This is a genomic window from Amycolatopsis sp. NPDC003865 (genome assembly GCF_053605345.1).
Map to the genome: position 1 here is coordinate 31,950 of NZ_JBSGJA010000034.1, position 24,147 is coordinate 56,096.

Sequence of the window (24,147 nt, forward strand, 5' to 3'; positions counted from 1 at the left end):
CTGTCCAGGCCGAACTGGACGCATCCGGGAGGCGCAGCACATGGACCGGCAGGCCGTGCACGAGCAGTGGGACCGCGATCTGGCCACCTTTCGCGAACTCGTGGCCGGTGCGACGGTCACTGACCTGCGCCGCCGGTCGGACGGCACGCGGTGGACGAACCGGCAGCTGTTGTTCCACCTGGTGTTCGGCTACCAGATCGTGCGAGCGGTGCTGGTGCTGGTGCGCGTGTTCGGCCGGCTCCCGGATCCGGTGAGCCGCGCGTTCGCCGCCACGCTGAACGCGACGACGCCGGTCTTCCACGTGGTCAACTACCTCGGCTCGTGTGGCGGCGGCCTGGCCGGGCCACGCTGGGCGGCCCGCTGGTTCGACCGCATCGTCGCGTCGCTGCATCGGAGCCTCGATCGCGCCGGCGACGCGGAACTGACGCGCGGTATGCATTACCCGACCCGCTGGGACCCGTTCTTCGAGCAGTACATGACCTTGGCCGACCTCTACCGCTACCCGGCCCGGCACTTCGCCTTCCACGAGAGCCAGCTCACCCACAACCGGTAGGCGAAGCGGTGAGAAGGTGGATCGTCGAGGCTACGAGCCGGGTAGCCGCCAGGAGGCTCTCGACTCGGCCGGGAGAGCCGATTTCCCGGGTGGTTCTGCGCATTCGGTAAACGCCGGCGACGGCGGAGACAGTTCATCGCGTGGACGGGTCCGGCGCCCTTCCACTGCTGCTGTTTGGATAGGCACATATCCCGTTCTGGCTGGTCGATCACCGCCAGAAGAACGTGGCGGTACGGCCGACGAACGGGCGGCTCCGCCCGCCCGTGGTTGGACCGGCGGAGCCTGAATCCGGTCTCCAGCGCGCCTCCGGCGTGGTTCAGCGGTCGAGTTCGTGGTGGCGTTGGGTCAGTGTGTGCGCGAGTTCGACCAGTTTGACGTTGAGCTCCTGGGACGTGCGGCGCAGGATGTCGAACGCCTCGTCCGCGGTCAAGCCGCGGCGGTGCATCAAGATCCCCTTGGCCTGGCCGATCACGTCCCGGCTGTCGATGGCTCGTCGCAGGTGCTCCTCTTTGAGTGCCTGCGCGGTGTGCGCGGCCGACCCGGCCAGCGCCAGGGAGGCGTGGGAGGACAGGACGAGCGCGTGGTCGACGGCGTCGTCGGCGAAGGCGCCGGTGCGGTGGCTGTAGAGGTTGATCGCGCCCGGCGGGAGATCGGACTTGCGGTCGGGGAGCAGTGTCGTGGCCAGTAGCGACCCGAACCCGAGTTCTGCTGCGCGCGGTCCGAACTGCGGGAATGCCGCCGAGTTCGCGAGGTCGTCGGTGAGGCAGTGGCCGGGGCCGTTGTGCCGCGCGGCCTCCAGGCACGGTCCTTCCCCGGTCCGGTACTGGATCCGGTCCAGTTCTTCGGCCGTCTCATCTGTCCACACCGGGGTGTGGAACTCGCCGCCGGGCGACCGCATGGTGATACTGACCAGGTCGGCGCCGGGAACGATCCGCAGGGCAGCGGCCACCACTCGTTCCATCGCCTCGTGCAGGGATTCGGCTTCGAGCAGGACGGTGGCGAGTGCGCTGAACCGCTGGGCCAGCGGCCCGTCGGAGGAGACGGCACACCGGTCCGAGTCGGTGCCCGGCTCCGCGCGGAAGGCAACCCGGTCCGCCTCCCAGTGGCTGTCGGTCTGCGTGTCGACGTCGGTCAATCCGGTCTCCTCTTCATCGCCCGGTCACCAGCCTCGCACTTCGATGACGAACTGGCTGGATCGGTCCGCGCAGAACGGTTCGCGCAGGGCGGCGGTGGATGCGGTATCGGGCACGCCGAGCAGCCGCAGCGCCGAAAGGGTCGGGAAGCTGCTTGGTGAACTTCGCCGTCCGGTGACGCTACGCCAACCGGGTTCCGGAGCCAAGGTCACGAAACTCACCCGATATCCGGCACCGGGTGTGACGGGCCCGGCCGCCGGCTGGATCACCACGTCGAGCCGGGCCGGTAGGTGCCCGCGCTCCACTCCTTGCCGCCCGGGTCGAGGACCCGGGCGCGGCGGGTCCCCCATTCGGTGTCTTCGGGGGCGATCAGGGGCGTGGCGCCGGCCGTGGTGCCTTTGCCGAACCAGTCGTCGACTCGCTCGGCGGTGTCCAGCCACAGGTAGAGGCCGTCGCCGGTGCTGCGGCCGATCGCCCGGGGCTGGTCGTAGTCGGCGTCGGCCGAAGCGATCATGAGCACGACCGTGTCCAGCCGGACTTCGGCGTGGATGACGCTGCCGTCGTCGCCGTCCTGGCGGGAGACGACCTCGAAGCCGGTCGCGGTGAGCCAGTCCAGGGCAGCGGGCGCGTTGCGATAGCTGAGGTAGGCGTGCAGGTTCGCCGGTGGCACAGTCATCTCCGTTCGTGTCCCGGCGGAGTGACCAGGAAATCTCCTGGTCACTCCGCCGGCTGGTCGGGCGGGTTACTTGCGGATCATCGGGTTGCCGTAGCCGATGACCAGCCCGGGGGTGAAGGCGGTGACGCCGAACGTCTTGTTCAGCAACGCGGCCGCCGGGGCGGTGAGGGCGAGCGTGACACCGGCGGGGGTCGCCGCGCCGATGGTGAACAGGTCGGCTCTGGTACCGAAGTTGATCTTTCCGCTCAGGACGCCGCGCTTGAGGTCGATGGTGTAGCTGGTCAGGTACAGGCACTTGCCGCCGGCGCGCAGGAGCAGGCCGCCGACGTGCTCGATCGTCCCGTCCTTCGGGTTGCCGACGATCGTGAAGCCGAACACGGTCTTGCCGCCGACGTGGCGGACCTGGGCCAGCACCGGCGACACCTTCACGCCCAGCGAGGTCAGCGCGCTCGCCGCGGCCGGGTCGAGCGTCAGGTCGGTGCGGCCCTTGCCGAAGTGGTAACCGTGGTGGTGCGAGACGGTGTAGGAGGACGCGTGGGCCGGCTGGGCCGCCTGGGCCGGTGCCGCGGCGACGCCCGCCAGGGCCGCCGCGGCGGCGATGGACACCCCGAGCATGCGAAGGCGCATGATCACTCCGTTCTCGTTGCTTCCTGGACACGAGGGGATACGCCGGGAAGCGGACGGCCGGATGCAGCCGGCGCCGGAAATTCCGGGAGTCCGGACGTCTCAGGTGCCGAAGGTGCCCTGCAGCATGCTGACGCCGTGTTCCTGCTGGCCGAGCTGCTGAGCGGAGATGTCCACGACCGGGAACCTGTTCCACGTGACGTTGGCGGGCACGGCGACGTCGGCTTCGCTGCCGGCGGTGACGCCGAGCGGGATCATCGTGGTGCTGCCGTCGAAGAGCCAGATCTCGTACAGCCCGGCCGGAGCCGGCATACCGGTCAGCTGGACCTTCAGCCGGAGCGTGCCCTCGCCCGCGTCGACGATCCGGACCCGGCCGCTCGCGCCGGCGGGTGCGGGAGCCTGGCGGTTCAGCTGCGCTTCGGCGACGACCCGTTCGCTCTCGCCGGCGGTGACCACGATCGCCGTGGCGGCCACCCCGATCGCGGCCGCGGCGGCGGCGACGGCCGCGTAGCGGGCGCCGCGGCCGAACCGGCGCCGGGCCGGCCGGCCGATGGCCGGAGCCAGCGGCACTACCGGGGCAGTGTGGTCGTCGGACGGTGTCCGGCTCGGCTGGCCGGTGTCGGCGGCGATGCGGTCCCACACGGCCTCGGGCACCGGCGGCAGGGAGGTTTCCTCGCAGCTTTCGCGGCCCAGGTCCACGACCGCGCGCAGGGACTCGACTTCGTCGCGGCAGCCGGGGCAGCTGTCGAGGTGGGCGGCTTCGGCCGGGGCGGGTGGCTGCTCGTCAAGGGCGAGCAGCGCGAGCCGATCGGGATCGGGGTGCGTCATCGGTCACCTCCTCCGGTGTGCGGTCGAGCTGGGCGCGCAGGCTCTGCATGCCGCGGCGGAGATGGCTCTTGACCGTGCCCAGGGGCAGTCCGGTGCGCTCGGCGATCTGGGCGTGGGTGAGGTCAGCGTAGAAGGCCAGCTGCAGGACTTCCCGTTGCGGGCCGGGCAACCGGGTCAGCTCGTCGGCGATGACCAGCCGGTCCAGCACGCGTTCCGGTGATTCGGCCACCACCGCCTCCTCCGCCGGTGTCACGGCGGCGACGGCCGCGGAGTCGCGGTGCTGACGCCCGCGGGCGCGCAGCAGGTCGACGATGCGGCGCCGGGCGATGCCCAACAGCCAGGCCAGCAGGCCGGCTTTGCCCGGATCGTAGGTCTGTCGGCCGTTCCAGGCGGAGACGAAGGTGGCTTGCACGACGTCGTCGACGTCGGCCGGGTCGCGCAGGCTGGCCCGGGCCAGCCGCTGGACGGCGGGGCCGTGGCGGTCGAACACCGCGCGCAAGGTCTCGGGCTCGCCGGCGGCGAAGCGCCACGCGAGGTCGTCGGCTGTGCCGCCCGCGGCGGCATCGTCGGACACGCACGACACCATAGCCGCGGGTCGCGGCGCGGCGACAGCGCAGGTCATCGGCATCGTCGTTCCCCGGTCCGCGGTCGATGGGCCCACGATCGGGATACGTCCTGCGCTCGTGCGGCGGATGCGCGCGGAGGGATGAGCCCGATCCGGACCCGCCGATGCCGGCCATGGTGGGTGGACCTGGCAGAGCTACCCGGTGCCGGGCGTGCCGACCTAGTGTCGACCGCGTCGGAGGGAAACAGGAGGTGGCGGAAGTGGCACGTCGGCAGATAACCCCGCGGCTGGGGGAGTTCCTCCGGGCGCGCCGGGCACTGGCCCGGCCCGAATCGCACGGCCTGCCGTCCGGTGAACGCCGCACCCCCGGCCTGCGCCGGGACGAGGTCGCGATGCTGGCCGGGGTGAGCACGGACTACTACGTCCGGCTGGAACAGGGCCGGGACACCCACCCCTCGCCCCAGGTGATCGAAGCGCTGGCCGAAGCCCTGCTGCTCGACGACGAGGCGGCCGCCTACCTGCGCGGCCTGGCGGCGCCGCGGAAACCTCGGCGGGCGAAGCCGGAACGCGCTTCGGCCGGGCTGGTGTCGTTGCTGAACGCCTGGCCGGCCACGCCTGCACTGGTCTACGGCCGTTACTTCGACCTGCTGGCGGCCAATGCGCTGGGGGAGGCGTTGTTCTCTTGGCTGGCGGGCGAAACCAACCTGCTCCGCGGCATCTTCCTCAACCCGCAGGCGCGGGTGTTCTACCGGGACTGGGACCGGATCGCCGAAGGGTGCGTCGCCGCGTTGCGGGCGGCCAACCCCGACCCGGACGACCCGCGGCTGGCCGACCTGGTCGGGTCGCTGGCCGTCCGCAGCCCCGCCTTCACCCGCTGGTGGGGACGGCACGACGTGCGCGCCAAGACCGCGTCCGTCAAGCACTTCCGCCACGAGGCCGTCGGCGAACTGGCGCTGGCGTTCGAAAACCTCACGGTCACCAGCGCCCCGGGCCAGCACCTCGTCGTCTACCACGCCGAACCCGGCAGCGCGGCCGAACGCGGCTTGGCGCTGCTGGCCGAGCACGCCCGCCTGCCGGTCGGCGAACCGCAGCCGCCACGCCGAGGCATCGCCCACGAACACGGAGTCCACCCATGTCTGTTTGGTTCATCACCGGCGCCTCGCGAGGATTCGGGCGCGCACTGACCGAAGCCGCACTCGCCGCAGGCGACCAGGTCGTGGCGGCCACCCGCAATCCGGATGGCGCCGTCCGGGACGGTTCGCGGCTGGACGTGCGGCTCGACGTCACCGATCCCGCGCAAGCCGAGAAAGCCGTGACCGCGGCGATCGACCGGTTCGGCCGGATCGACGTCCTGGTCAACAACGCCGGGTACGGGTTGTTCGGCGCCGTCGAAGAAGCCTCCGACGCCGACGTGCGCGCGTTGTTCGACACCAACGTCTTCGGCTTGCTCAACGTCACCCGCGCCGCGTTGCCCGCCATGCGGGCCCGGCAGTCGGGGTACGTCCTCAACGTCAGCTCCAGCGCCGGCTTCGCCTCCGGCGCCGGCCGCGGGCTCTACAGCGCCTCCAAGTTCGCCGTCGAAGGGCTCAGCGAGGCCCTGCGCGCCGAACTGGCGCCGCACGGGATCCGCGTGACGATCGTGGAGCCCGGTTCGTTCCGCACCGGCTTCCTCACCGAAACCAGCAGGCGCCGCACCGCCGCGACGCTTCCCGCCTACGCCGGCACCGTCGGCGCTCTGCAGACCGCGATCGCCCGCGGTGACGGTCGTCAGCCCGGTGACCCGGCCAAGGCCGTGGCCGCGATCCGCGCAGTGGTGGCGTCGGCGCAACCGCCCCTGCGCCTGCCGCTGGGCGCGGACTGCGTGCAGCTCGTCGAAGCCAAGCTCGCCGAGGTCGACGGCGAACTCGCCCGGTGGCGCGAGCTGGCGCTGTCGACCGGGTTCGCCGGCACCTGAGTCCGCTACGGCACCTTGCGCGGACGCCCACGCGGGATCCGACGCCTAGGTGGTTCGCGAGCCGCGGCGCTCACTCAAGCTGCAGGTCCTGATTGGCTCCCATTTCGACATGCTGGCGTCACAACCGTTGCGTTCCGGTCAGAGGGGGCAAACCGGCCGACTACCACGGCCAGCGCACCAGCGTCGTCCGGCCGTCGATGGTGTCCGGGACGAGCCGCTCGTCCAGCCCGGAGATTTGCGCGCTCGGTGGACGGTTGCCCTCGGCGGCGCGAACTCCGCGTCGTCGTCCGAAATGGATGCGGTCGCCTCCAGGGTGGCCGGCACTTCGGGCTGGCTGGGCCGGCCGACAGCACCACCCCGGCGACCCGGTCGGGGTGGTGCGGTCGGCTCGCGGGTGGCCGTTGTCAGGAGGCTGCCGCGGCGAGGATCGCGTCCCGGGACGCGACGACCTGCTCGTGCAGCTGGGCCACGTCGACACCGACCAGCCGGCCACCGGACTTGCGGAGCACGCCCCCGACCAGCACCGTCTCGATGTTGCGCGGGTCGGCGCCCAGCACGAGCGTGCCCACGGCGTCGTTGAGCGGCATGGTGTTGACCTCGGTGGCGTTGACGACCAGCAGGTCCGCCTGCTTGCCGGGGGTGAGCGAGCCGGTGATCGAGTCCAGCCCGTTGGTGCGTGCGCCCTGCAGTGTGGCGAAATCGAGCACGTCGCGGGTGGTGATCCGGTCCGGCACGGCGTCGGTGCCGTACGCGCTGTTGACCGCCCGCATCCGCTGGATCGCGTGCAACGCGCGCATCTGGGTGAACATGTCGCCGGCCAGCGCCACCTCCACGTCGATGCTCAAGCCGGGGCGCACCCCGGCCGCCAGCGCCTCGTCGACGGCCGGTATCGCCGTCTCGAGGCCGATCTGGGCGTCGGAGGTCGGCGCGAGCGAGATGGTCGTGCCGGTGTCGCCGATTGCCCGCCAGGCTTCTGCGGTGAGCCCGGTGGCGTGGATCAGCGTGACGTCCGGGCCGAGCAGCCCGGCGCGGGCCCAGCCCAGGATCGCCGTGGACGACGACGTGCCGAACACGGCGTCGACGCTGACCCCGATCCCCAGCTCCCGGGCGACGGCCGCGAGCTGCGGCCCGTACTCGAGCAGCGGCCCGCCGAAATCGCCACTCGCCAGCGCCGCGAGCCGGACCGTGACCAGTCCGGAGGAATGTGCCGCGTGCAGCCGCTGCACGTCCTGTGGCCATTGCCTGTCCCAGTCGCCGAAGTGCGGCGCCATCGAGGCGTGTACGCCACGGATTCCGGTGTCCACCAGTGCCCGGATCGCGGCGTCGGAGTGTGCGGCGCTGCGCGAGTTGTGCGAGAAGTCGAGCATCGTGGTGATGCCGGCGTCCAGCGCCGACAGGGCCGCGAGGCGGGTGCCGACGTAGACGTCGTGTGCGGTGTAGGCCGGGGCGATCCGGGCGAGGGTGCTGGTGACGTAGGCGCCCAGGTCGGTCACGTCGGGGATGCTGCGTCGCAGCTGGGCCTGCCACGCGTGCCGGTGGGTGTCGACGAAGCCGGGGCTCACGATCCGGCCGGTGGTGTCGACGATTTCGGCGGCACGGGCCTGGGGGTGGTCGCTCAGATCGGGCCCGACCGCCACGATGTGCTCGCCGCTGACCAGCACGTCACCATGTGCCAGGTCGCCCAGCTCCGGGTCCATGGTGACGACGGCGCCGCCGGTGAACAGGATGCTCATGACCGCTCCTCGGAGGCTCGGTGAAGGGTGTAGCCGGCGTGGTGCAGCACGCCGTCGAGGAACTCCCCGTACGCCCAGAACCCCAGGTCGTCGAGGTAGACGATGCGGTCCCCGTCGATCCAGAACTTCCCCTGGTAGGCGTGCGGGCGACCACCGCGGGTCTCGTCGTAGCGGCCGTCGGGAGTGAGTTCCTGGTGCAGGAAGCCGGATTCGTCGATCCACATCCCGACGTACGGGCTGTCGGCCGGGCGCTGCCGGGCGGCCGGGACGGCCGGCGAGGACCCGGTCGCCCGGGGAATCCCGTCGATTACCACCAGCACGGCGTGCTCCGGGCGCCAGATGACGTGCTCCCAGGCGTTGCGGCCGTCGGTGTCGATCACCGCGAAGGTGGCCGGGCTTCCCGGCGCGAGGGTGCTGAGCCCGGCGATCGGGACGATGCTCAGCCCACCGCAGTCGACCACGGTCGCGCCGTCGTCCCCGGCCGCGGTGTGCAAGCCGGGCCCGACGCCGGCGATCTTGTCGCCAGCCAGCATCAGGTCGGCGTTCTCGATGTCTCCGATGACGGGGTCCAGGGTGTGGATCGTCGCGTTGACGAACAGCAGCGGTCCGGCCGCGTCGTTCAGCGCGGTTCTGTCGATCTTCGGTGAGGCCATGCACCCACCATCGATGCCGGGGTCGGCCGCAGCCAGTGTGGGGTTCTCCTGGGTGCGGCGCACCCTGGTTCCCCGCAGGACCTGGATTCATCCTGGTCCCATGCCCCAGAGCGACCTTGGCAAGTTCCTCACCGCCCGCCGCGCGCGGGTGGCTCCCGATGACGTCGGTCTTGTCCCGCACGGTCGGCGCCGGGTGGCCGGACTGCGCCGGGAAGAGGTCGCCGTGCGTGCCGGGGTGAGTGCCGACTACTACACCCGGCTCGAGCAGGGCCGGGAGCGCGGCCCGTCCGCCTCGGTGCTGGACGGGATCGCCCGTGCGCTCGATCTCGGCCCGGAGGCTCGCGAGCACCTGTTCCGCCTCGCCGACGTCCCGGTCGGCGAGCGGGACCCGGTGGCCGACCGGGTCGACGACGATCTGTGGCAACTGCTCGCCGAGTGGCCGCACCTGCCCGCCGTCATCGTCAACCGCCGCCTGGACCTGCTCGCCCGCAACCCGATCTCGGACGCGCTCTACGCCGACTTCGCCGAGACGGGCAACCTGGCTCGCATGACGTTCCTCGACCCGGCGGGCCGTACTTTTTTCGCCGAGTGGGACCGCGCGGCCGAGGCGTGCGTGGCGCACCTGAGGCTGGCCATCGGGTACTGCCCGGACGACCCGCGCGCGCTCGCGCTGGCCGAAGAACTGGCTGCCGCCGACCATGACTTCCGGCGGTTGTGGGCGCGGCACGACGTACGCGGCAAGACGAACGAGACCAAACGGTTCCGGCACAGCGCGGTGGGGGATTTGACGCTGGCCTACCGGACTTTCGACGTCCGCGGAGCGTCGGGCCAGCAGCTGATCGTCTACCGGGCGGCGCCGAACAGCCGCGACGCGGACGCTGTCCGGCTGCTCGGCATGCTCGCACCGGCCCGCTCATCTTGACGGAAAGGCAGACGAGCATAATCAACATATTCCTTTCGGGAATACCTGACATGTCAAAAGGATATTTCGCCGACGGTCTCCGGTGCTGTTAGCGTTGCGACAAAGGTTGCCCCGAATTCGTGCGATTCGAATTCTCCCGGGGGTGCCATCGCCATTGCTGGAGGTTCGTTCATGCGCGTGTTCGTCACCGGCGCGTCGGGGTGGGTCGGCTCCGCCGTCGTCCCCGAGCTCATCGGAGCGGGGCACGAGGTCACCGGCCTCGCCCGGTCGGATGCCTCGGCCGCGGTCGTCGGATCGCTGGGGGCTGGGGTTGTCCGCGGGTCGGTCGAGGACCTCGGCGTGCTGCGGGACGCGGCCGCGAACGCCGACGCCGTCGTCCACCTCGCCTTCCGGCACGACATCGCCTTCGACGGGCGCTTCGCCGAGGCAGTCGCGTCCGACGTCGCGGCGATCGAGGCCCTGGGTGCGGGCCTGCCGTCCGGCGGGGCGATCACCGTCGCCGCCGGCATGCTCGGGCACGGCCCGGGCGGACGCCCCATCACCGAACGGGACGGGGCCACGCCCGGCGGGGTGGGCGAAGCCCGGCGGCCGCCGAGCGACGCCGCCCTCGCCCTCGCCGGACGTGGGCTGCGGTCGTCGGTCGTGCGCTTGTCGCCGACCGTTTACGGCGAAGGCGACGGCGGGTTCATGGCCACGCTCGTCGAAATCGCTCGCAAGCACGGGTTCTCCGCCTACCCGGGTGACGGGGCGGCCCGCTGGACCGCCGTGCACCGCAAGGACGCCGCGCGCCTGCTCCGGCTGGCGATCGAGAAGGCGCCGGCGGGCTCGGTGCTGCACGCCGTCGGCGACGAGAGCATCGCGGTGCGCGACATCGCCGAAGCGATCGGACGGCACCTCGACGTCCCCGTGCGGTCGATCCCGGCGGAGGAGGCGGACGAGCACTTCGGGTTCCTCGGGATGTTCCTCCGCCTCGACGGCCCGGCGTCGGCCGCCCTCACCCGTGAGCTCACGGGCTGGGCGCCGCGCGAACCCGGACTGCTCGAGGACCTCGCTCAGGGGCACTACTTCGAGCCGGGCGCGGGCGGCGGCAAATGGGGATGACCGAGCCGCGGCTGGCGGCGCTGCTCGCGCAGCACGCCGCTCGGCAGCCCAGTCCCGAGCGGATCCTCGTGCGCGGGGGATCGGTGCTGTCGATGGACGAGCGGGTGGGCGACTTCGCCGCCGGGGACGTGCTGATCGACGGCGACCGGATCGCCGAGGTCGGGCCTTCGATCTCCGCACCCGACGCGGTCGTCGTCGACGCGCGGGACCACGTCGTCATGCCGGGTTTCTGCGATCCGCACATCCACTGCTGGGAAGGCGCGCTCGGCCGGATCATCCCGGAGAACATCCCGCAGTCCACTGAGGACGCGATCGGCGGGGCACCGGTCTCGGGCCGCAGCTACATGTACGCCGCCCACCGGGCGTTCGCCCCGGCTTGCCGGCCCGAGGACATCCACGCGGGAACCTTGAACACCCTGCTGGCCGCGCTCAACGGCGGGATCACCACGGTCGTCGACAACATGCACAACGCCCGCACGCCCGAGCACTCGGACGCCGCGGTCGAGGCGCTGCTGGAGTCCGGGGTGCGGGGTGTGCACGCGATCGGGCGCCCCCGGGCGGGTGACTGGGCGGGCACCTTCCCGGCGGACGCCCGGCGGCTGCGCGAGGAGTACTTCCGCGGCGACGGCGACCTGTGCTCGATGCGGCTCTACGCGCCCGGGTTCGACGACCTCACGGATCTCCTGCCGGTCCGGAAAGACCTCGATCTGTGGTTCTCCTTCGACAGCGGGATCGAAAAGCAGGACCTCGCGCGGTTGTACGCGGACGGGTCCTTCGACGGGCGCGAGGCCATCAACCACGCGAACTTCCTTTCCTCCGAGCAACGGCGGATCGTGATCGACCACGGCGCCCAGGTGAACGTCTGCCCGCGGATCGAAACCCAGTTCCGCTGGGTCGAGCAGGGACTGCGGCCGGGGCTGAGCAACGACAACCCGATGACCTACGCGATCGACATGTTCGCCGAGATGCGGGCGCTGCACCTGGTGCAGCGGATCGACCACCACCGTTCCGGAAGCACTTCGGCGACGCTGCGGGAGATTCTCCGGTCCGCGACGCAGAAGGGCGCGGACAACTGCGGCGTCGGAGACCTCACCGGGTCTCTGACACCGGGCAAGAAGGCCGACCTCATCCTCGTCGACACTTCCGCCCCGCACTTGTTTCCCCGCAACAACGTCCTGGCGTCGGTCGTCCAGGGCGCCGGGGTCGAGTCCGTCGCCGCGGTGCTGGTGAACGGCCGCGTCGTCAAGTGGGACGGCCGGCTGCTCGGCGCCGACCTCGACCGGGTTCGCCGCCGGGTGCGGGAAAGCCACGACCACCTGCTGTCCGAAGTGGACTGGCCGCACGCCGCGGTCGACTTCGACGACTAGCCGTCCCCCTCTCGCGAAGGATGTTTTGCAATGACGCAATCATCACCCGACCTCGCCCGCAGAGCGCGGCGCAACATCCGGCTGGGTTCGCTGGGTGCCGCCCTCGAGTACTACGACTTCGTGGTCTACCTCTACGTGGCCACCCTGATCGGCCAGGCCTTCTTCCCCGCGGACACGTCGCCGACCGTGCGGCTGGTCCAGACGCTGTCGGTCTACTCGACCGGTCTGCTGATCCGGCCGGTCGCCGGTGTCCTCATCGCCCGGGTCGCCGACCGCGTGGGCCGCAAGAGGCTGTTCATCCTCACCGTGGTCGTCATGTCCACCGCCACGCTGGTCACCGGGCTGCTGCCGACCTACGCCGACATCGGCTGGCCCGCGCCCGTGCTGCTGGTGCTGATGCGGATCGCCCAGGGCTGCGCGGTGGGCGGGGAGGTTCCCGCCGCCGCGGTGTTCGTCACCGAGCACGCCCGCCCGGACGGCGTCGCGCGGGCCGGGGCGTTCCAGCAGCTGACCGCTTACAGCGGGTTCCTCTTCGGCGCGGGCGCGGCCTTCGCGGCCGGCCAGGTGGCGACCCACCTGACCCCCGGCGTGCCCTCACTGGCGTGGCGGCTGCCGTTCCTCGCCGGCGGGGTGCTCGGCGTCGTGTCCCTCTACTTGCGACGGAAGATCGACGAGACACCTGCCTTCGTGCGCGACACCGAAGCGGCGGGCAAGCGCCCGGCCGCGCCGGTCCGCGAGGTGCTCGCCCACCACCGCCGTCCGGTCCTGTTCGCGGTTCTCCTCGCGGTCGCCCTGACCCTGGTGAACGTCACCTACTTCAATTACTGGCCGACGTACCTGCAGACGGTTCTCGGCTATTCACCGGCGGCGTCGCTGATCGCGAGCCTGATCTCGATCGCGGGCGCGATGGCGGCGATGCCCGGCTGGGGGTACGTCGCCGACCGGTACGGCTGGAGCCGGGTGCTGCTCTGGGCGGGGCTGGCGACCGCGGTGACCACGACGCTGCTGCTGGTGGTTCTTCCCACGCTCCCGAGGGGTTCCGGCCTCGCCGTGTGGATCCAGCTGCCGGCGGCGCTGGCGGCGGCCGGGATCCCCGCCGCCGTCCCCGGCCTGCTTTCGGCGATCTTCCCGACCGAGGTCCGGCAGACCGGCTTTTCGCTGCCGTACAACGTCGTCATCGCGGTGCTCGGCGGGTTCCTCAACCTGATCCTGGTGTGGCTCGTGGCGAGCGTCGGGCTCGGCGCGCCGATGTACGTCGTGCTGGCCGCGTGCGGCCTCACGGTCGCCGCCGCGGTCGCCGTCCGGCGGATCCGCACCTACCTCGGCCGGGACAACCACCCGGCGGAAAGCCCTCGACGGGAGAAGGAGCGCTCGGCGTGAAGTGGGTGACCTACGAGGCGGGCGACGGCGTCCGCACCGGCGTGCTCGACGGCGAATCCGTCCGTGGCCTCGCCGCCGGCACGACCATGGAGGGCCTGCTGGCGAGCGGTGCGCTCGCCGAGGCGGGCGAGGACGCGCGGCGCGCGCCCGCGGAAGTGCGCCGGCTGGCCGACGTCCGGCTGCTCGCCCCGCTCCGCCGGCCGCCGTCGGTGCGGGACGGGCTGTGCTTCCTCGACCACCTCCGCGGGTGCTACCGCGCGCTCGGCCGGGACACCGAGCTGGCCGAGGTGTGGTCGCGCAGTCCCGCCTTCTACTTCGCCAACGCGGACGCGATCGTCGGGCCGTACGACGACGTCCCGGTCTCGCCGGGGTCGGCGATGTTCGACCTCGAGCTCGAACTGGGTGCCGTGATCGGGCGCGGCGGCCGCGACCTGCACCCGGACCGGGCCGAAGCGCACATCGCCGGGTTCACCCTCTACAACGACTGGACCGCGCGGGACCACCAGCTCGTGGACCTGGCCCAGGGCCTGGGGATGGCCAAGAGCAAGGACAGCGCCATCACGCTGGGGCCGGCGCTGGTCACCGTCGACGAGCTGGAGCCGTACCGCCGGGACGGGCGCCTGAACGTCGAGCTGTCCGCGACGGTCAACGGCGTGGAGCTTACCCGCGGAACCCTCGACCGGATGGACTGGACCTTCGGCGAGCTCCTCGCCTACGTCTCGCGCGGGACCGACCTCACTCCCGGAGCGGTGGTCGGGTCCGGCACGGTGCCCGGCGGCTGCCTGCTGGAACACGTCGACACCCCCGGACTCGGTGACTTCGAGCGCTGGCTGCGGCCGGGGGACGTGGTGAGCCTGCGCGGGACGGGGCTGGGGGAGACCCGGCAGACGGTGACGCGGGGCGTCGACGTGCACCCGCTGGCCCGGCGAGAAGGGCCAGCGCGATGAGCTTCCGCTTCCGGCGGGTCGTCACCGGCCACTCCGCGGACGGCAAGGCGGTCGTCCGGTCGGACGAGGTGGTCGGCTCGGCCCCGCGCCTGCCCGGCTACGAGGCGCGGGTCGTGTGGTGCACCGGGCAGTTCCCCGCGAGCAACGACGAAGACCGGTTCGACGACGGCGTCCCCGGCCCGCCGGGAACGCGGGTGCTCTTCCGCGTCGCCGAGTTCGACCCGGCGGCGGCCGAGCACACGAACATGCACCGCACCGAGACCCAGGACGTCGCCGTGGTGCTGTCCGGCCGGCTCGACATGGTGCTCGACAGCGGCGAGGTCGTCGAACGGCTGACCGCGGGCGACATCCTGGTCCAGCGCGGCACCATGCACGCCTGGGTACCCCGGGGCGACGAGCCGGTCCGCGTGCTGTTCGTGCTGATCGACGCGCTGCCCGCCCGCGTCGGGGACCTCGTGCTCGGCGAGGACCTGTCCCGGCTGAGCGGACCGGTGTCCCCGATGCCGCGGCCGGGCGGCCCGGAATGACGGTCGACGCGCACGCCCACTTCCTGGGGCCGGAGCTGCCGGAGTCACGCGCTTTCCCACCCGCGCTCCGGGACGTACCGGAGCGGCTGCGCGAGCTGGATGCGGCCGGGCTGTCCCACCAGGTGATTTCGCCGGTCCCGGCGATCATGGCGCGGGCGTGGACGGCCGAGCCCGCCCGCGCCCGGGCGGTGAACGACTCGATCGCGCGGGCCTGCCGGGAGTCCGGCGGCCGGCTGATCGGGCTCGGGTGCCTGCCGCGGTCCGCCGCGGAGCCGGAACTGGCCCGGTGCCTGGAACTCGGTCTGCGCGGGGTGCTGGTCGGCACCCGGATGGCCGGGGCCGGCCCGGACGCTCCCGAGCTCGCCCGGGTCTGGGCAGCGTGTGCGGAGGCCGGGGCGGCGGTCTTCGTCCACCCCGTCGACCACGGCCGCGGCGTCCTGCGCCGGTCGGGACCGCAGCTGGAGGTGGGGCTGGGCATGCCGGCGGACACGGCCGTGGCGGCGACGGCGCTCGTGTTCGGCGGGGTCCTCGCCCGGCACCCCGGCCTGCGCGTCCTGCTCGCGCACGGCGGCGGCGCCTTCCCGTGGGTCTACCCGAGGCTGCGCCTGGCCGCCGACGGGCCGGCCGAGCGCTGGGATGCCCTGGTCCGGCGGCTGTTCGTCGACACCCTGGTCCTCGACCCCGCGCAGCTGCCCCTGCTCGAGCACCGATTCGGGACCGGCCGGCTGCTCCTCGGCACCGACAGCCCGTTCCTGCCGGTGCGGGCCGCCGATGCCCCGCCGGGCGCGTCTCGCAACGCCCTCGCTTTCCTCGGCCTCGCCGAGCACCCCGAACAGAGGAGGATCCCGTGTCGGACATTGACGACACCGTCGAACGCTGGCTGAGCGAGTACGCCTCGCCCGAAGCGAACGTCGCGAACCTTTTGTGCGATCGCCACGACCCGGAAGCCGTCGCGTTCCGCTTCGCCGACGAAGACCTGTCGGGGTCGGTGCTGACCTACGGCGAACTCGCCGATCGCTCCCGGCGCCTCGCGACGGCGCTCGCGGAACGCGGCGTGGGACGCGCGGAACGGGTGGCGGTCCTCATGTCGAAGCGCCCCGAATTGGTCGTCACGTTGCTGGCGCTCTGGCGTCTGGGGGCGGTGCACGTGCCGCTGTTCACCGCGTTCGCCGACGGCGCGATTCGCGTGCGGGTCGAGAGCGCGGGGGTGCGGTTGATCGTCACCGAGCCCGCGCAGCGGGCGAAACTCGACGCCCTCGACGGCGTCGACGTGCTCGAGACCGGCGCGGAGTTCGACCGGCTCGTCACCGGCAGCGCCCCGCTGGCCCGGTCCGCGGCCATCGGCGGGGACGGGGCGTTCCTGCAGCTCTACACCAGCGGCACGACCGGGAAACCGAAAGGCGTAGCCGTGCCGGTGCGGGCGCTCGCGGCCTTCCACAGCTATCTGCACTTCGGGCTCGACGTGCGAGCTGGGGACGTCTACTGGAACGCGGCGGATCCGGGGTGGGCCTACGGGCTCTACTACGCCGTCGTCGCGCCGCTGGTGGCCGGGCGGGCCGGCCTGCTGTCCCGGGGACCGTTCACCCCGGAATCGACCGCGGAGGTGCTGCGGCGGTTCGGCGTCACCAACTTCGCCGGTGCTCCGACGATGTACCGGGCGCTGAGCAAGGCGGCGGCCGGGCCGATCCCGCTGCGCCGCGCGTCATCCGCCGGCGAGCCGCTCACCCCGGACGTGGTGGCGTGGGGCGAGGAGGCGTTCGGCGTCGCGATCGGGGACCACTACGGCCAGACCGAGCTGGGCATGGTCATCGGCAACCACTGGCACGACGACGTCGCGCGGCCGATCCGGGCGGGCTCGATGGGGCACCCGCTGCCCGGCTTCGCCGCCGGGGTGGTGGACGGCCGGCTCGCCGTCGACACGTCGGCGAGCCCGCTGTTCTGGTTCGGCGGCTACCTGGACGCGCCGGAGCGGACGGCCGAGCGCTTCACCGGGGCCGGGCGGTGGTACCTGACCGGCGACACCGGCCGCGTCGACGAGGACGGCTACTTCTTCTTCACCGCCCGCGACGACGACGTCATCCTGGCCTCGGGCTACCGGATCGGCCCGTTCGACGTCGAAAGCGTGCTGAGCAGGCACCCCGCGGTCGCCGACGTCGCCGTGGTCGGCCGGCCCGACCCGGAGGGCATCCGCGGCGAGGTCGTCGAGGCGTTCGTCGTCACGACCGCCGCGGCCGAAGCGCGCGACGCGCTGGCCCGGGAGCTGCAGGACCTCGTCCGGGACACGTATTCGCGCCACGCCTACCCCCGGACCGTGCACTTCGTCGACGCCCTGCCGAAGACGCCGAGCGGGAAGGTGCAGCGGTTCCTGCTGAAGTGAGCCATTCCTTTGTGGACTGTGTCTGTTACCGTCGCGGTGGTGGACATCCGGCAGATCGAGTACTTCTCGGCGATCGTCCGCGAGGGGAGCTTCAGCCGCGCGGCCCGCAAGCTGCACTTAGGGCAGCCGGCGCTGAGCAAGCAGATCCGGGCGCTCGAGCGCGAGCTGGGCGTCGAGCTCCTGGTCCGGCTGCCCGGCGGGGTCCGCCCGACGCCGGCGGGCGCCCGTCTGGAGGAGATGGCGCAGCACCTCCTCGGGTACGTGGACGACATCAGGTCGGCGGTCCGCGAGGCGGCGGCGTCGCTGGTGGGGACCGTGCGGCTCGGCCTGTCGCCGTCGCTGGTGTCCGGACTGGCGGGCTACCTGCAGGAGAGGTTCGCCGTGCTGCACCCGCAAGCGCGGATCGAGATCGTCGAAGCCTTGCCGATGTTCCTCGCGGAATGGGTCGAAGAAGGACGGCTGGACCTCGGCGTCTTCACCCGATCGGACAGTCCGGGTCCGAACCTGTCCGCCACCGTGGTCGGCGCCGACGAGCTGCTGCTGGTCGCGAAGCCGGGCACGCTCGCCGGCGTCGGGGACCACGTCACCCCGAGCTCGCTGCCGTCCCTTCGGCTGGTCCTCACCCCGGGGTTCCGCGATCTGCTCCGCGCGAGCCTGCCGCCGGAGCAGTTTCCGGAGGACATCGGGTCCCGGACCGACTCCATCCACCTGGTTCGGGACCTCGTGGCGCGGGGCGAGTACTGCTCGGTCCTGCCGTACACGTTCGTCCGGGACGATCTGGACGCGGGAGTGCTCACCGCGGTGGCGTTCGCGCCGGCGCTGGAGCGGCAGCTCGTGGCGGTGACTCGCGCGGGACGCCGGCCTTCGCCCGTCACGCGCGCCGTCGTCGAGCTGGTCCGGCTCCGGCTCGACGAGCTCGCCGAACTCCGCAAGTCGGTGAGCGGAGCCGGCTATCGTCGCGCGTTGGCGCCGTAGCGAGCTCCGATCTCAATCCAGCGACGCGGTGGCCGCCCGCAGATCCTGTAGTGCGGCCAGCGCGTGGTGCGCGAGCCCTTTTTCGTCATCGCGCTCGGCTTCGGACCATTGCGTGTAGCCCCGTTTGAAGGCGAGGACGCCCAACTCGGCCGCGAGGTGCGCGGTCGGGTCGGCGACACCGCGGGCGACGAGCGCGGCGGTCATGGCGGCCGCGAGGCCGACGCTCTTGAGCGCGTCCCGTTCCTGCAGCTCGGTGCTGGCCGCCACCGCGGCTTTCAGGCGGGGGCCGAGTTCGCGGTTCGCCGGCCCCATGGCGCCGGACGCGCGTTCGAGGCCGGCCGCGACCGCCTGCAGCGGGCCGGCGTCCGCGGGCGCCTCGGCGATCCCCTCGGTGAGCAGCCGGCTCAGCGTCTCCTGGCCGGCGACCAGCAGCTCGCGCTTGTCGGAGAAGTGCCGGAAGAAGGTGCTCTTGGTGACGCCCGCACGCTCGGCGATCTGCGCGACGGTGGTGGCGTCGTACCCCTGCTCGGTGAACAGGTCGACAGCCGCCACGACAAGCCGCTGAGTCGTCTCCGGTTGCCATCGGGCCATGCACTCATCATAGGTGACGGGACAAGAGTCCCGTCACTGTGTATGGTAACGGGACAAAGGTCTCATCACTTCGGGAGAGTCTCATGCAGGTTTTCGTCACCGGCGGTACGGGCACCATCGGCTCCGCGGTCGTCGCCGAGCTGCTCGCCGGCGGGCACACCGTGCTCGCGCTGGCCCGCTCGGACACGTCCGCGCAGGCCCTCACCGGCGCGGGCGCCCAAGTACTCCGTGGGCAGCTCGCCGACCTCGACGTCCTGTGGGCCGGCGCCGCGCAGTCCGACGGCGTGATCAGCCTGGCGTTCGGCAGCGACTACAGCACCGAGGAAGCGCTCGCGCGGTCGATCGCCGAAGAGAGCGCCGCCATGGCCGCGCTGGGGGAGGAACTCGCCGGCAGCGACCGCCCGATCGTCACCGTCTCGGGCACGCCGTGGGTCCCCGGCCGTGCCGCCACCGAGGCCGATCCGCTGCCGACCGACGGGCCGGTGGGCGGCCGCGGCCGCTCGGTCAACGCGCTGCTGGCGCTGGCTTCACGCGGCGTGCGCGCCACCGCGGTCCGCATGCCGCGCACGGTCCACAACGAGGGCAAGGGTGGGTTCGCGGGGCTGCTGACCGAGCAGGCGCGCCGGACCGGCGTGGCCGGCTACCCCGGCGACGGCACCCAGCGCTGGCCGGCCGTGCACGCGCTCGACGCGGCGGTCTTGTTCCGGCTGGCGCTGGAGTCGGCACCGGCCGGAACGGCCTGGCACGCCGTGGCCGACGAGGGCGACGCGGTCCGTGACATCGCGGCCGTCGTCGGCAAGCGTCTCGGCTTGCCGGTCGAACCCGTCCCGCAGCAGAACTTCGGCCCGTTCGGCCCGATCTTCGCCATGGACCAGCCCGCTACCAGCGTCCGCACCCGGGAAGTCCTGGGCTGGCAGCCCACCCGTCCGAGCCTCCTCGAGGACCTGGAGAACATCCAGCCGTGAACGTTCCCATGACCGCCGACCTCGATCCCGAACTGGCCGCCGCCCTCGCCGCCCTTCCCCGGCAGGCCCACGGTTCCCTGCTGGATCTGACCGACATTCCGGCGTTGCGCAAGAACTTGGCCGCGGCCGCCGCGGAACTTCCGGCCCCCGAAACGGATCCGCGGGTCGCCGTGACGACACACGTCGTGACCCGGTCCGACGGCACCAAGCTCGACGTCGTCCTGTTCCGCCCGCGGGACGTGCCGGAGCCCGCGCCCGCGCTCGCCTGGTTCCACGCCGGCGGCCAGGTCATCGGATCCGCGCACGAGGACGCCGAGTACCACGCCAGGCTGGCTCTCGCGCTGAACTGCGTCGTCGCGGCCGTCGACTACCGGCTGGCGCCGGACACCCCGGCGCCCGGCGCTGCCGACGACGGCTACCTCGCGTACACGTCCCTGCTGGAGCACGCCGGCGAGCTCGGCATCGACCCGGCCCGGATCGGCATTGCCGGCGCGAGCGGTGGCGGAGCGCCCGCCGCGGCGACCGCGCTGATGATCCGGGACCGCGGCGGCGTGACGCCGTGTCTGCTGGCGCTGAGCTACCCGATGCTGGACGACCGCAACGACACGCCGTCCAGCCACCGGATCGTCGGCCTCGGCGTCTGGGACCGCCGGGAGAACCTGCTGGCCTGGAGCGCGGTGCTGGGCGAACGGGCAGGTACCGACGACGTCGACGCCTACTCCGCGCCGGGTCGCGCGGAGGTTCTCCACGGCCTGCCCGAGACGTTCGTCGCCGCGGCTCAGTACGACGTGTTCCGCGACGAGAACATCGCGTTCGCGTCCCGCCTGCTGGCGGCGGACGTCCCGGTGGAGCTGCACGTCTACCCCCATGCCTTCCACGCGTGGGACAGGTTCGCCCCGCAGGCCGGGCTCACGAAGACGTTCGAACGCACCTGGCACGCGTTTCTCACGCGGCACCTGCACGGCGGGTGAGCGGAGCGGCCGGTACACCGCATCAGTGGTGTACCGGCGCCGGGAGCGCCGAGGCCGCGACGCGGCACGCGCCAGCGCGCTCGGCGCTTCCCGGATGGAACCGCCGGACCCACTCGTCCGGCAGCCGCGCGCGGGTGATCGCTACCGGCTGGGCTGCACGCTGTTCGAGCCGGTGCCGCGGCGCAACGACCTGCGGGAAGCGGCCCTGCCGTTCCTCAAGGGACCCGATCGAGAGCAGGCCGTCTGCAGGCCGTCACACGTCCGGTCCGGGTCGGCCCTGGTCAGCCTCAACCAGCCCGAAGATGCAGGTCAGGCCCTATCTGGCCGCAGAACATGCCAGCTCGGGAAATGATGTCCTAAGTTCTGGGCACAAGCAGGACGGACAGGATCTAGCCCGCTGTGGAGCAGTTGTCGATCCGGTCAGGCCGCCGCGGCGCTGGTCCTCGGCCTCCGACTTCGTTCGCTGGCAAGGGATAGTGGCTCGACCACCCCTTTGCCTCACGTCGGTCACCCGGACCGACGTCTTGACGTCGGCCTGCCGGTGGTCGATAGTGATAACCCAATCCGAACGCCCGAGCGTGAACGAACCACCAAAAACTGTTAGCGCTAACATTCGCCTCGATGAACCTCGTCGGCGAGGTCATCGGCGCTGTTCGGCGCACCGAGAACACGGCCGGGCGGCGCGCTGTTCCGTATCGATGAACAAAGGAGTTCATGGTGCCTGCGGTGCAGACTCTTCGCCGGGGTGATCACCCCCGGCACTGCTTCGACGAGGGTGTCATGACGTCCGGTTGTCCCTCGGGTGCAGCGGAAAACGCGGTCCAGGCCGACGCCACCGGGATCGTCCGGGGCGGACCGGCCGACAGCTCCTGAGCCCAGGACACCAGTCGGCTCACGGCTACTCCGTGGAGCTGACTCCCGGCTCCGCGAGAACGCCCCGGCGATCGGGTGCCCTTCCGGCCATCCCCACCGAACGGAGAACCTCGATGACCTCGTCCTACACCCGGCGGCAATGGCTTCGAGCCGTCGGCGCCACCGCCGTCGCCACCACCGCCGGACCCGCCCTCGGCGGCGCCTTTGCCGACGCGGCACCGAATCCGATGCGTTCGGCGGTCGCGGTGCCCGCGTCCGCGTTCGCCCTCGGCCAGGTGCGGCTCACCGCGAGCCGGTGGCTGGACAACCAGAACCGGACGCAGAACTACCTGCGGTTCGTCGACGTCGACCGGCTGCTCTACGTCTTCCGGGCCAACCACCGGCTCTCCACCAACGGTGCTGCGAGCAACGGCGGCTGGGACGCGCCGAGCTTCCCGTTCCGCAGCCACGTGCAGGGCCACTTCCTGACGGCGTGGGCGCAGCTGTGGGCGGTCGCCGGCGACACCACCTGCCGGGACAAGGCCACGTACCTGGTCGCCGAGCTGGCCAAGTGCCAGGCCAACAACACCGCGGCCGGGTTCACCGCCGGGTATCTGTCCGGCTTTCCCGAAGCCGACTTCGACAACCTCGAGGCAGGCCGCCTGTCGAACGGCAACGTGCCGTACTACTGCGTCCACAAGACCATGGCCGGCCTGCTCGACGTGTGGCGGTACGTCGGCAGTACCCAGGCCCGCGACGTACTGCTGAACCTGGCGGCGTGGGTCGACCGGCGGACCGGCCGGCTCGGCTACAGCCAGATGCAGTCGGTGCTGGGCACCGAGTTCGGCGGGATGAACGCCGTGCTGACCGACCTCGCCCAGGCCACCGGCGACACGCGGTGGCTGGCCGTCGCCCAGCGGTTCGACCACGCCGCCGTGTTCGACCCGCTGGCGGCCGGCAGCGACCAGCTCAACGGCCTGCACGCCAACACCCAGGTCCCGAAGTGGATCGGCGCCGCACGGGAGTACCAGGCCACCGGCACCACCCGCTACCGGGACATCGCCACCAACGCCTGGAACATCACCGTCGGGGCGCACACCTACGCCATCGGCGGCAACAGCCAGGCCGAGCACTTCCGCGCGCCGAACGCCATAGCCGCGTACCTGAACCAGGACACGTGCGAAAGCTGCAACACCTACAACATGCTCAAGCTGACCCGGGAGCTGATCACGCTCTACCCGGACCGCGCCGACCTGGCCGACTACTACGAGCGGGCGCTGCTCAACCAGATGATCGGCCAGCAGAACCCGGCCGACAGCCACGGGCACGTCACCTACTTCAGCTCGCTCAACCCCGGCGGCCGCCGCGGCCTCGGCCCGGCATGGGGCGGCGGCACGTGGAGCACCGACTACAGCTCCTTCTGGTGCTGCCAGGGCACCGGACTCGAGACCCAGACCAAGCTGGCGGACTCGATCTACTTCCGCGCCGGCACGACGCTGATCGTCAACCAGTTCCTGCCCTCGGTGCTGAACTGGACCGAGCGCGGCATCACGGTCACCCAGACGACGTCCTTCCCGGCCGGCGACACGACCACCCTGCAGATCACCGGGAACGTCGGCGGGACGTGGGACCTGCGCATCCGCATCCCGGGCTGGACGAGCGGGGCGACCATCGCCGTCAACGGCGTGGCCCAGAACATCGCCACCACACCCGGCAGCTACGCCACCGTGACCCGCGCGTGGGCCACCGGCGACGCGGTCACCGTCCGGCTGCCGATGAAGGTCGTCCTGCGGCCGGCCAACGACAACGCGAACGTCGCGGCGGTCACCTACGGGCCGGTGGTCCTGGCCGGCAACTACGGGAACAGCACGCTCACCGGGCTGCCCACGCTCGACCCGGCCTCGATCACGCGGACCAGCAGCAGCACGTTGTCCTTCAGCGCCAAGGCCAACGGCGCGACGGTGGGCCTGGTGCCGTTCTACGACGCTCAGGGCTTCACCTACACGGCGTACTGGTACACCGGCGGGCCGGCGTACCACTTGGTCAACGCGGGGAGCGGGCTGCTGCTGGGTGTCGAGAACATGTCGACGGCCGACGGCGGCCGCGCGCTGCAGTGGACCGACAACGGCACCGCGGACCACAACTGGGAGATGATCACCGACGGGACGGCGGTCCGGTTCCGCAACGCCAACAGCGGCAAGGTGCTCGGCGTGCAAAATATGTCCACTGTGGACAATGCCCAGGTCCTGCAGTGGTCGGACAACGGCACGGCCGACCACCGGTGGACGGTGGCCGACCAGGGCGACGGCACGGCGAAGATCCGCAACGTCAACAGCGGCAAGCTGCTGACCGTGGCGAACGGCTCGGCCGCGGCCGGCGCGTTCGTCGTCCAGGGCCCCGACAACGGCGCCGCCGCCAACCGGTGGCGCATCGTCCCCGCCGGCTGAGACCGT

Annotated in this window: 24 protein-coding genes; 15 read left to right on the plus strand and 9 right to left on the minus strand. The window is 71.9% G+C overall.

Annotation, left to right across the window (positions count from 1 at the left end; translation table 11 throughout):
- Positions 1–40: 40 nt before the first annotated feature.
- Entirely contained in the window at positions 41–553 is a 513-nt protein-coding gene (locus tag ACWEVP_RS46320; RefSeq protein WP_452068985.1) for a DinB family protein, read from the plus strand.
- Between the two features lie 316 nt (positions 554–869).
- On the opposite strand, the gene ACWEVP_RS46325 is transcribed toward ACWEVP_RS46320, so the two are convergent.
- From ACWEVP_RS46325 to ACWEVP_RS46350, 6 genes are all read right to left on the minus strand, one after another.
- Positions 870–1,688, minus strand: coding sequence for a GAF and ANTAR domain-containing protein (locus ACWEVP_RS46325; RefSeq protein ID WP_452068986.1), 819 nt, complete (start codon positions 1,686–1,688; stop codon positions 870–872).
- A 24-nt stretch (positions 1,689–1,712) separates the two neighbouring features.
- Complete coding sequence (locus ACWEVP_RS46330; protein WP_452068987.1) at positions 1,713–1,907, minus strand: hypothetical protein; 195 nt, start codon at positions 1,905–1,907, stop codon at positions 1,713–1,715.
- A gap of 44 nt (positions 1,908–1,951) precedes the next feature.
- The gene (locus ACWEVP_RS46335; RefSeq protein ID WP_452068988.1) at positions 1,952–2,362 is read right to left on the minus strand and encodes a VOC family protein; all 411 of its coding nucleotides are present in this window, start codon (positions 2,360–2,362) and stop codon (positions 1,952–1,954) included.
- A gap of 66 nt (positions 2,363–2,428) precedes the next feature.
- Positions 2,429–2,989 carry a hypothetical protein gene (locus ACWEVP_RS46340; RefSeq protein WP_452068989.1) on the minus strand — a complete coding sequence of 187 codons (561 nt, stop codon included), beginning with the start codon at positions 2,987–2,989 and terminating at the stop codon, positions 2,429–2,431.
- Positions 2,990–3,088: 99 nt separating this feature from the next.
- On the minus strand, positions 3,089–3,814 hold the full coding sequence (locus ACWEVP_RS46345) for an anti-sigma factor domain-containing protein (RefSeq protein WP_452068990.1): 726 nt from the start codon (positions 3,812–3,814) through the stop codon (positions 3,089–3,091).
- Positions 3,771–4,388 (minus strand): RNA polymerase sigma factor, encoded by a 618-nt coding sequence (locus ACWEVP_RS46350; protein WP_452068991.1) that lies wholly within the window; start codon positions 4,386–4,388, stop codon positions 3,771–3,773. The genes ACWEVP_RS46345 and ACWEVP_RS46350 overlap by 44 nt, the downstream gene beginning before the upstream one ends.
- A 251-nt stretch (positions 4,389–4,639) precedes the next feature.
- Here ACWEVP_RS46350 and ACWEVP_RS46355 point away from each other — a divergent pair, with 251 nt between their 5' ends.
- Positions 4,640–5,563 carry a helix-turn-helix transcriptional regulator gene (locus ACWEVP_RS46355; RefSeq protein ID WP_452068992.1) on the plus strand — a complete coding sequence of 308 codons (924 nt, stop codon included), beginning with the start codon at positions 4,640–4,642 and terminating at the stop codon, positions 5,561–5,563.
- Positions 5,512–6,333 carry an oxidoreductase gene (locus ACWEVP_RS46360; protein WP_452068993.1) on the plus strand — a complete coding sequence of 274 codons (822 nt, stop codon included), beginning with the start codon at positions 5,512–5,514 and terminating at the stop codon, positions 6,331–6,333. The genes ACWEVP_RS46355 and ACWEVP_RS46360 overlap by 52 nt, the downstream gene beginning before the upstream one ends.
- A 404-nt stretch (positions 6,334–6,737) precedes the next feature.
- Here the strand turns inward: ACWEVP_RS46360 and ACWEVP_RS46365 are convergent, their stop codons facing one another.
- Together ACWEVP_RS46365 and ACWEVP_RS46370 are read right to left on the minus strand one after the other, a co-directional pair.
- Entirely contained in the window at positions 6,738–8,066 is a 1,329-nt protein-coding gene (locus ACWEVP_RS46365; RefSeq protein WP_452068994.1) for an amidohydrolase family protein, read from the minus strand.
- Positions 8,063–8,719: an Atu4866 domain-containing protein gene (locus tag ACWEVP_RS46370; protein ID WP_452068995.1), complete on the minus strand. Its 657-nt coding sequence runs from the start codon at positions 8,717–8,719 to the stop codon at positions 8,063–8,065. Before ACWEVP_RS46370 ends, ACWEVP_RS46365 begins: the two co-directional genes overlap by 4 nt.
- Positions 8,720–8,819: 100 nt before the next feature.
- On the opposite strand from ACWEVP_RS46370, the gene ACWEVP_RS46375 reads away from it, so the two are divergent.
- The 9 genes from ACWEVP_RS46375 to ACWEVP_RS46415 all read left to right on the plus strand — a co-directional run bounded on the left by ACWEVP_RS46375 (position 8,820) and on the right by ACWEVP_RS46415 (position 18,315).
- Positions 8,820–9,641, plus strand: coding sequence for a helix-turn-helix domain-containing protein (locus ACWEVP_RS46375; RefSeq protein WP_452068996.1), 822 nt, complete (start codon positions 8,820–8,822; stop codon positions 9,639–9,641).
- A gap of 171 nt (positions 9,642–9,812) precedes the next feature.
- The gene (locus ACWEVP_RS46380) at positions 9,813–10,742 is read left to right on the plus strand and encodes an SDR family oxidoreductase (protein WP_452068997.1); all 930 of its coding nucleotides are present in this window, start codon (positions 9,813–9,815) and stop codon (positions 10,740–10,742) included.
- Entirely contained in the window at positions 10,739–12,109 is a 1,371-nt protein-coding gene (locus ACWEVP_RS46385; RefSeq protein WP_452068998.1) for an amidohydrolase family protein, read from the plus strand. Before ACWEVP_RS46380 ends, ACWEVP_RS46385 begins: the two co-directional genes overlap by 4 nt.
- A gap of 30 nt (positions 12,110–12,139) precedes the next feature.
- Positions 12,140–13,489, plus strand: coding sequence for an MFS transporter (locus ACWEVP_RS46390; protein ID WP_452068999.1), 1,350 nt, complete (start codon positions 12,140–12,142; stop codon positions 13,487–13,489).
- Positions 13,486–14,436 carry a fumarylacetoacetate hydrolase family protein gene (locus ACWEVP_RS46395; RefSeq protein WP_452069000.1) on the plus strand — a complete coding sequence of 317 codons (951 nt, stop codon included), beginning with the start codon at positions 13,486–13,488 and terminating at the stop codon, positions 14,434–14,436. Before ACWEVP_RS46390 ends, ACWEVP_RS46395 begins: the two co-directional genes overlap by 4 nt.
- Positions 14,433–14,963 (plus strand): cupin domain-containing protein, encoded by a 531-nt coding sequence (locus ACWEVP_RS46400; RefSeq protein ID WP_452069001.1) that lies wholly within the window; start codon positions 14,433–14,435, stop codon positions 14,961–14,963. The genes ACWEVP_RS46395 and ACWEVP_RS46400 overlap by 4 nt, the downstream gene beginning before the upstream one ends.
- On the plus strand, positions 14,960–15,847 hold the full coding sequence (locus ACWEVP_RS46405) for an amidohydrolase family protein (protein WP_452069002.1): 888 nt from the start codon (positions 14,960–14,962) through the stop codon (positions 15,845–15,847). Before ACWEVP_RS46400 ends, ACWEVP_RS46405 begins: the two co-directional genes overlap by 4 nt.
- A complete protein-coding gene (locus ACWEVP_RS46410; RefSeq protein ID WP_452069003.1) occupies positions 15,811–17,340 on the plus strand; it encodes an AMP-binding protein in 1,530 nt (509 codons plus the stop codon). The genes ACWEVP_RS46405 and ACWEVP_RS46410 overlap by 37 nt, the downstream gene beginning before the upstream one ends.
- Positions 17,341–17,379: 39 nt before the next feature.
- Positions 17,380–18,315: a LysR family transcriptional regulator gene (locus ACWEVP_RS46415; RefSeq protein WP_452069004.1), complete on the plus strand. Its 936-nt coding sequence runs from the start codon at positions 17,380–17,382 to the stop codon at positions 18,313–18,315.
- Between the two features lie 12 nt (positions 18,316–18,327).
- On the opposite strand, the gene ACWEVP_RS46420 is transcribed toward ACWEVP_RS46415, so the two are convergent.
- Entirely contained in the window at positions 18,328–18,906 is a 579-nt protein-coding gene (locus tag ACWEVP_RS46420; RefSeq protein ID WP_452069005.1) for a TetR/AcrR family transcriptional regulator, read from the minus strand.
- Between the two features lie 83 nt (positions 18,907–18,989).
- Here ACWEVP_RS46420 and ACWEVP_RS46425 point away from each other — a divergent pair, with 83 nt between their 5' ends.
- From ACWEVP_RS46425 to ACWEVP_RS46435, 3 genes are all read left to right on the plus strand, one after another.
- A complete protein-coding gene (locus ACWEVP_RS46425) occupies positions 18,990–19,871 on the plus strand; it encodes an SDR family oxidoreductase (RefSeq protein ID WP_452069006.1) in 882 nt (293 codons plus the stop codon).
- Entirely contained in the window at positions 19,868–20,842 is a 975-nt protein-coding gene (locus tag ACWEVP_RS46430) for an alpha/beta hydrolase fold domain-containing protein (protein ID WP_452069007.1), read from the plus strand. The genes ACWEVP_RS46425 and ACWEVP_RS46430 overlap by 4 nt, the downstream gene beginning before the upstream one ends.
- Positions 20,843–21,828: 986 nt before the next feature.
- The gene (locus ACWEVP_RS46435; RefSeq protein WP_452069008.1) at positions 21,829–24,141 is read left to right on the plus strand and encodes a beta-L-arabinofuranosidase domain-containing protein; all 2,313 of its coding nucleotides are present in this window, start codon (positions 21,829–21,831) and stop codon (positions 24,139–24,141) included.
- Positions 24,142–24,147: the final 6 nt, after the last annotated feature.